Genomic DNA, 6,869 nt, shown 5'->3' on the forward strand with positions numbered 1-6,869 from the left:
GCCGCGACCCGAGACCCACGACGCGTCGTCGCCATCGAGCGCGACGCGGACGCGCTCGCAGTCGCCCGGGAGAACGAGTCACGAGTGGACCCGAACGTGCGCGTGGACTGGGTACGCGGCGACGCCACCAGGCCGCCCCTCCGGACCGTCGACACAGTCGTCATGAACCCGCCGTTCGGCGCGCAACGCGGGCAGCGACACGCCGACCGAGCGTTCCTCGAAGCGACCGCCGACGTCGCAGCCGTCTCGTACTCCATTCACAACGAGGGAAGCGAGGAGTTCGTGGAGTCGTTCGCCGCCGACCGCGGCGGCAGCGTCACGCACGCGTTCGCAGCCGAACTCGACGTCGCCCGCCAGTTCGAGTTTCACACCAGCGAGCGCGAACGCCTCGACGTCGAAGCGTTCAGAGTCGAGTGGCGCTGATCGCGGACTGCATCGACGCCTCGGACGGCCGCGCCGGCGCCGGGACTACTCGTAGGTCTCCTCGGACGCGACCTGCACGGACGTGTTGCCGTACTCCGCGTACACGCGGGTTCCGTTCCGCACGAACGTCAGGCCGCCTGCCATCGCCGTTTCGTTCTCGCCGGGAATCTGGACGGATTCGACGACGGAGTCGTTTCGCAGGACCTCCAGCCCGAACCCGCCGCCGGCAGCGTCAACGCGTACCTTCCGGCCGCCGATGCGCGGGTCCGCCGTCGAACTCTCGGACGCGAACACGTGCCGGCTGTCGCCGTCCGGCGGCACGACGTAGACGTTGTAGACGGCGCTCCCGCCCGACGCCACCCAGCCGCGGCGATGCACCGTGACGCGTTCGGTCCAGCCGACGCCGCCGACTTTCACGGATCGGTCGCCGTAGAATCCGAGTTCGCCGGCACTCACCTGCTCGGTCCAGATCTGGCGGTCCTCGTTCGCGACGATGACGCCGCTGGCGGAGACGTTCGTCGCCGCCGCGAAGTACGGGAAGTCGACGCCCGCGACCCGCTCGTTCGTGACGTCCTCGGCGTACGTCACCTCGTAGCCCCGGATTTCGACCGGGTCGCCGGGCAGGTCCGCGTCCGCAACTGTCGTGACGTTCACCGGAACGGCGACCAGCGACATCGTCACCACCGGCAGCAGCAGCACGGCGAACGCCGCCTTCCGCGTGGAGACGTCCCGGACGAGCGTCCTGTCGTCGGCGCGCACGACGACTGTCAGGATGATGGCGAGCGTCGCGACGAGGAGCACACCGGCGGCCCTGTAGAGCACGAAATCGTCGACAGCACCGTACCACCAGACCGCCCACAGGGACATCGACGACGCCAGCAGGACTGCCCCGAACCAGATGCGAGCGGCCGACGGTCGGTTGTCGCGGCGCATCACGAGCACGGACGCCAGCACTGCGCCGATCAGGAATCCGAACATGTGGCCCTGGACGGCGATGCCCGCCCACCACGGCGGCGAGAACGACGGCGACGCCGACGCGAACACGATGGGGTCCCTGATGACGGTCCACAGAAGCGAGATGACTTCCCGCGCGGAGACCGCCAGGACCGTCGCGAGCGGATACCGCACGAGCGCGAATCCCGCGAACGCGAACACCACGCCGGAGAATCCGATGGTCGCGCCCCACGAGAACACCGCCGTCAGCAGGCCGACGACGAGGACGCCAAGCGGGAACAGGACGAACGCCCGCACGTAGGGATTCGTCCGCCAGGAACTGAACGCGGACGCCCCGCGGTCGGTGGGGAAGTGGGAGAACGCGTACTCGGCCAGCGGCGCGAGCGCGAGCGTCGCGATGACGTTGCCGGTGACGTGTCCGAGGCTGGCGTGGGCGAACGCCGCCGTCACGGTTCCGAACGGGTAGAAGTACGACCACGAGACGAACGGAACGACCAGCGGCGACCGGGGGTTCTGTGCGCCGAACTGCGCGAAGAGGTAGAACGCGACGACGCCCCCGGCGGCCAACAGCGACCCCCACGGCACCCCGAACAGCAGTCTCGTGCGCGCACGCCGCACGACGGCCCGTCCCTCGCCGACCCTGAGGACGGCGATGCCGGCAGCGACGAACGTGACGACGGCGACGTACGCCGCCGCGGTCCAGATGTCGAGCGCGTCGAGCGCGACGCTGGCGGCGATACCGACGACGATACCGACGGGCGTCGCGTGCGCCAGCGACCCCGGTCGACGGAACCGCGGTACCGCCGCGGCCGCGACGAGCGTCACAAGCGTCGTCGCGGCGACGACCAGCAGCGGCGAGACGTTCATACAACTACGTGGCCGGCCGCGTCGCCATAAAGCGTCCGCCACCGGCGCGACTCGTCGCGGCACCGACTCGACGCCAGCGCTGTGGCCGCGAGCGCCTGCTGACGGGACGCTTCGAAACGTTGAAACGCCGGACGAGCGAAGCTTGGCCCATGGACCTGCGGGTTATCGAGAAGAGCGACACGGAGCTCACTATCGAAATCGCCGGCGAAGACCACACGTTCATGAACGTACTGAAGGGCGCGCTCCTCGAGACCGAGGGAGTCGCGGCGGCGTCCTACGACATGAACCCGGAACAGTCCGGCGGCCAGACCGAGCCGCTGCTCACAATCACGACCGAAGACGACACAGACCCACTCTCCGCCCTTGAAGCCGCCGCCAACCGCATGGGCGACGAGCTGCGGGACTTCGCGGAGACCTTCGAAGCGGCAGTTTAGCCCGCGACGACCTCGAGGTCGAAGCGCCGGCCAGCGAACTCGAACGCCGACCCCTGCTCGCGCATCGCTTCCACGTGTTCTTCGACCGCGAGTCGGCGGTCCGGCCGCGTTCTGACGCGGACGCTGTCCGTCTGTTCGCCAAAGTACGCGACGGCGTTCTGTACCTCCGGCGCCAGGAGCACCTCCGTCGACGACAACTGTCTCACGTCCACGTCGTCGTCGACGTCGAGCAACACGAGGTAGGTCGGCTGGATGCCGCCGCCGTCCGGCGCCAGGTCGACGAATCGCGCGGAGTCGCACTCGACGGCTTCGATCACGGAACGACCGGGGTCGAGAGGCCCGTCTGCACTACACTGGGCAGGCCCCGGGTCCCCCGGCCCGGGCGCACCAGAGTATGACATACAATCAGTGTTCTCAGGTCACATAATAAGTCATTCGCCGTGACTGGCGACCCGGCCCGGAGCCGGACGAACAACGGTGGGTACTACAACCCAGGTATCGGCGGCCCTCACCAGCCTTCCGCACAGCTAAGTAGGCGCTTCCTACCACTTCCCGAGAAGCGCACTGACCCGGTACCTGTCCGCGATTCAGCGCACCCGGCGCTGGGTCAGCGACGAACCGGCACACCGTGCTCGTCGAGGTACTGTTTGGTCTCCTCGATTGTGTACTCGCCGAAGTGGAAGATCGACGCCGCGAGCGCGGCGTCCGCGCCCGCGTCGTACGCGTCCACCATGTCCTGTGGCGAGCCACAGCCGGACGACGCGATGACCGGCGTCGACACGGTGTCACAGACAGCACTCGTCAGCGGCAGGTCGTAGCCGTCTTTCGTTCCGTCTGCGTCGATGGAGTTGACGAACAGCTCCCCCGCGCCGCGCCGTTCGGCTTCCGCCGCCCACGCGACGACGTCCCGGCCGGTTCCCTCGCGGCCGCCCTTCACCGTCGCCTCGAACCAGCAGGACTCGCCGTCCACCTGCTCGTAGTGCTCGCCGCCCTCGTCGTAGCGGCGTCGCGCGTCGACGCTGATGACGATGCACTGGCTCCCGAACGCTCGCGCGCCCTCGGTGATGAACTCGGGGCGCTCCAGCGCGCCGGTGTTGATGGAGACTTTGTCCGCGCCCGCCCGCAGCGTCTCCTTGACGTCGTCGGTGTCGCGGATGCCGCCGCCGACGGTCAGCGGAATGAACACTTCGTCGGCGACGCGCTCGACGGTGTCCAGCATCGTCTCGCGGCCCTCGGCGCTCGCCGTGATGTCGAGGAAGACGAACTCGTCGGCGCCCGCCTCGTTGTACCGTTTCGCCATCTCGACGGGGTCGCCGGTGTACTCGAGGTCCTCGAAGTTGACGCCCGTGTAGACTGCGGCGTTCCCGTCGTCGTCCAGGTCCACGTCGACGCACGGGATGACCCGCTTGGTCAGCATACGTCCCGGTTGGCGCGAGCGTCCGATAGAGGTTTCGCCTCGGCGGTCAAACGATCAGCCAACGATGGTGCCATGACGTACGTCGTTGCCTTCGACAATTCGCCGCTGGCGAAAGCCGCACTGGACCGGGCAGTCGCGTTCGCGTGCGCGTCTGAGGACGAGGAGGTAGTCGCTGTGACCGCGATCCCGAGAGACCCCGGAGTCGCCCGCGAGCGGGGATGGTTGGGCGGCAACGAGTCGTTCAGTGTCGACCGCGTCACGACGAACCTCACGCGTATCGTCGACGAGTTCGACCCGGAGACCCGCTTCGAGTACAGCGTCGTCGACAAGTACGCGCCCCGGGGCCGTATCAGCCGCGCGGTCCGCGAGCTCGCCGTGCAGAACGACGCGTCCGTGGTGTTCATCGGCAGCGACAACGCGGGCCGGATGGTCGGCGGCCTCGCGTCCATCGGCCAGACCGTCTCGGCCGACGACCGCTACGACGTCCACATTGTCCGGCACACCGACAACGCGGACGGGTCGCGTCGATAACCTTCGATACTGCCAAGTAGGGCCGCGTGTAACCGCCGCGCATGTCCGACGACCACGACCACGACGACGAATCGGGACGCGTCACCGCACCCCAGCAGGAGTACAGTATGAGCCAGGTCGGCGCCGGCTTCGTCGTCCTCCTGGTCGGCGTCGCAATCGCGTATCTGCTCCCGTCGCTGGCCTGAATTTTCCTTCGAACGGGCCGTCTCCGCGAGTGTCCGGGACCGGGTACGACGCCGAATACGAGGTCGGTAGCTCGCCGCCGTTTATACGTCAGTCCGTATCAATTCTACGTCCCCAGATACCGCTACTGTCGGAATAGTGACGTTCTCGTCGCCTCTGCGTTCTACATCTGCGCGGCCACAGTCACCGTCGAATTGCCGCCGCTCGCAGTCGCGTTCCCCACGAACGACTCGTCGCCCGCGAACAGAACGGTCGTTTCCGGTGCGACCCTGTCCACACGAACGGGCCCGGGCGTATCCGTCTGCTCGAGGTAGGTGGCGACGCCGTTCTCGAACTCGGTGGCGTTGGCGGCGTCGTCCCAGCGGAGCACCCAGGCGAAGCCGGTGCTGTTCGTGCCCTCGAATTCGAGTTGTCGGTCGTTCCCCCAGCCGTCTGCCAGTTCGGCGGCCGCGGACTCGTTCAGGCCGGTCCCGAACAGCGACCGCACGAACAGTTCGCCGAACTGGCGGCGGTTCGTGTGCTCCACGTCAGTAGCCACACTGACGTCGAGCGCAGCGGGCTGCTCAGACCCCGGCGGGAGCAGGTGAATCAGTTCCTCCGTGGTCTGGGGCGGCGACTCGTACACCGCATCGAGGTCTGTCGGCGACTCGACAGTCGCGTTCACGTACCGCGCACCGAAGTAGTACGGCGCGAGCACGCGCTTGGCGGTGGACGCCGCGTTCCGGTACCTGTCTTCGATAGCTCCAGACGAATTCGGCAGATACTGGCGACGATAGCGCGTCTCGACGTAGTCAGCGCTCCCCTCGAGCACCGCCCGGTACGCGAAGCGGTCGTCCAGTGTCGGCGAATCGCCGAACGACGCCCAGAGTGACTCCGGAACGCGGTTGCGCATCTGGACCACGTGGACGTACTCGTGAGCCAGCGTGCCCTCCAGTGCGACCCGAGTATCGATGCGGTCGGCGTTCAGTTTAACGACGTTCCCGTCCGCGACGTTGGGGGTCACGCCCCTCCCGAGAAGCGGTTCCGGCGGTGCTTCGACGCCGAGTGCCCGGTCGAACGGCGGCGGGTCGCTCGCCAGGCTCCCTGAGATGGACTCGAGTCTGACCGTCAGTGGCTTCCCCACGTCGACGCCGCGCATCGACTCGACGCGCGCCCACACGCCGTCGGGGTCGTACGGAAGGCTTCCGCCCTCGACGCTGATTGTGCGCGGCGATTCGGTCGTCCGAGAGGACGTATCTGGAGAGCGAGTCGACTCCGTGGACGGCTCGGCCGTCTTCGTCGGCGAGGTCGATTGAACAGTCGATGCGGGTTCTCGAGTCTCCGCACTGTCAGCAGGCAGTCCCTGACAGCCAGCGACAACGAGGAGGAGACAGCACGCAACCGCGGCCAGTCGCATACAGGTCGATTATTCCGTACAACTATAGAATGTTCGGAAACAGTGAGCGAACTCAGTCGAGTTCGCGCTGGATGACGTCGCGTGCGTCCCGGACGTCCTCGTACTGGTAGTCGACCATCTCGCTGGCGACCGTCAACGAGAGCACGCCGTCCGTCGTCGCCTCGCCGAGATCGACGACCGGCACGTCGGTGGCCTCGCGAAGCGCGTCAGGCGCAGTGGTCTCGACGACGGCGCGACCGGGCGCCTCCGAGAAGAGCGCGCCGATACTCGGTACGTCGGCGTCCACGCCGGCGTCCTCGTTCACCATCTCGGCGAGCGTGACCGCGAGACCGCCGTCGCTGACGTCGTGGACGGCGAGCGTGGCGTCGTGGTTGGCGGCAGAGCGCACGGCCGCGACGGTCGAGTCGTCCACGTCCGGGTAGACGTCGCTCCCGTCGAACTGCGCGAGGTACTCCGAACCACCGAGGGTCTCGTCGTGCCCGCCCACGAGCACGAGCGTCCCCTCGCCGGTGACCGCCGAATCAGGGGCGTCGTAGCCGTGGCGGACGCCGAGCATCGCGAGCGTCGGCGTCGGCGGCACCGGGCCGGTCGCGGAGTCGTTGTAGAGGCTGACGTTCCCGCCGACCACCGGAACGTCCATCGCGCGGCAGCCGTCAGCGAGGCC

At 67.8% G+C, this 6,869-nt stretch carries 9 protein-coding genes; 4 read left to right on the forward strand and 5 right to left on the reverse strand.

Annotation, left to right across the window (positions count from 1 at the left end; translation table 11 throughout):
- Positions 1–423 (forward strand): METTL5 family protein (locus tag GRX66_RS14985; RefSeq protein ID WP_159527275.1); only part of this gene is annotated, 423 nt, incomplete at its 5' end.
- Positions 424–468: 45 nt separating this feature from the next.
- On the opposite strand, the gene GRX66_RS14990 is transcribed toward GRX66_RS14985, so the two are convergent.
- Complete coding sequence (locus tag GRX66_RS14990) at positions 469–2,244, reverse strand: rhomboid family intramembrane serine protease (protein WP_159527276.1); 1,776 nt, start codon at positions 2,242–2,244, stop codon at positions 469–471.
- A gap of 149 nt (positions 2,245–2,393) precedes the next feature.
- On the opposite strand from GRX66_RS14990, the gene GRX66_RS14995 reads away from it, so the two are divergent.
- Positions 2,394–2,678: a DNA-directed RNA polymerase subunit L gene (locus tag GRX66_RS14995; protein WP_159527277.1), complete on the forward strand. Its 285-nt coding sequence runs from the start codon at positions 2,394–2,396 to the stop codon at positions 2,676–2,678.
- Here the strand turns inward: GRX66_RS14995 and GRX66_RS15000 are convergent.
- Both GRX66_RS15000 and hisF read right to left on the reverse strand, forming a co-directional pair.
- Positions 2,675–2,995 carry a hypothetical protein gene (locus GRX66_RS15000; RefSeq protein ID WP_159527278.1) on the reverse strand — a complete coding sequence of 107 codons (321 nt, stop codon included), beginning with the start codon at positions 2,993–2,995 and terminating at the stop codon, positions 2,675–2,677. The genes GRX66_RS14995 and GRX66_RS15000 overlap by 4 nt on opposite strands.
- Positions 2,996–3,285: 290 nt before the next feature.
- A complete protein-coding gene (gene hisF / locus GRX66_RS15005; protein WP_159527279.1) occupies positions 3,286–4,095 on the reverse strand; it encodes an imidazole glycerol phosphate synthase subunit HisF in 810 nt (269 codons plus the stop codon).
- Positions 4,096–4,167: 72 nt separating this feature from the next.
- Here hisF and GRX66_RS15010 point away from each other — a divergent pair, with 72 nt between their 5' ends.
- On the forward strand, positions 4,168–4,626 hold the full coding sequence (locus GRX66_RS15010) for a universal stress protein (RefSeq protein ID WP_159527280.1): 459 nt from the start codon (positions 4,168–4,170) through the stop codon (positions 4,624–4,626).
- A gap of 41 nt (positions 4,627–4,667) precedes the next feature.
- Positions 4,668–4,811 (forward strand): DUF7550 family protein, encoded by a 144-nt coding sequence (locus GRX66_RS19595; RefSeq protein ID WP_201293046.1) that lies wholly within the window; start codon positions 4,668–4,670, stop codon positions 4,809–4,811.
- A 161-nt stretch (positions 4,812–4,972) separates the two neighbouring features.
- Here GRX66_RS19595 and GRX66_RS15015 read toward each other — a convergent pair whose 3' ends face one another.
- Complete coding sequence (locus GRX66_RS15015) at positions 4,973–6,205, reverse strand: hypothetical protein (protein WP_159527281.1); 1,233 nt, start codon at positions 6,203–6,205, stop codon at positions 4,973–4,975.
- Between the two features lie 52 nt (positions 6,206–6,257).
- The coding region (locus GRX66_RS15020) for an AIR synthase-related protein (protein WP_233745553.1) at positions 6,258–6,869 on the reverse strand (612 nt) is incomplete at its 5' end.

Origin of the sequence: Halobacterium bonnevillei (assembly GCF_009831555.1) — an archaeon.
In the GTDB taxonomy this organism is placed as follows: Archaea; Halobacteriota; Halobacteria; order Halobacteriales; family Halobacteriaceae; genus Halobacterium; species Halobacterium bonnevillei.

Bases quoted from the DNA above. Each gene is read 5' to 3' on its own strand.
- GRX66_RS15015 (WP_159527281.1), bottom strand. From the start codon at position 6,205: ATGCGACTGGCCGCGGTTGCGTGCTGTCTCCTCCTCGTTGTCGCTGGC.
- GRX66_RS19595 (WP_201293046.1), top strand. From the start codon at position 4,668: ATGTCCGACGACCACGACCACGACGACGAATCGGGACGCGTCACCGCA.
- hisF (WP_159527279.1), bottom strand. From the start codon at position 4,095: ATGCTGACCAAGCGGGTCATCCCGTGCGTCGACGTGGACCTGGACGAC.
- GRX66_RS14995 (WP_159527277.1), top strand. From the start codon at position 2,394: ATGGACCTGCGGGTTATCGAGAAGAGCGACACGGAGCTCACTATCGAA.
- GRX66_RS15010 (WP_159527280.1), top strand. From the start codon at position 4,168: ATGACGTACGTCGTTGCCTTCGACAATTCGCCGCTGGCGAAAGCCGCA.
- GRX66_RS14990 (WP_159527276.1), bottom strand. From the start codon at position 2,244: ATGAACGTCTCGCCGCTGCTGGTCGTCGCCGCGACGACGCTTGTGACG.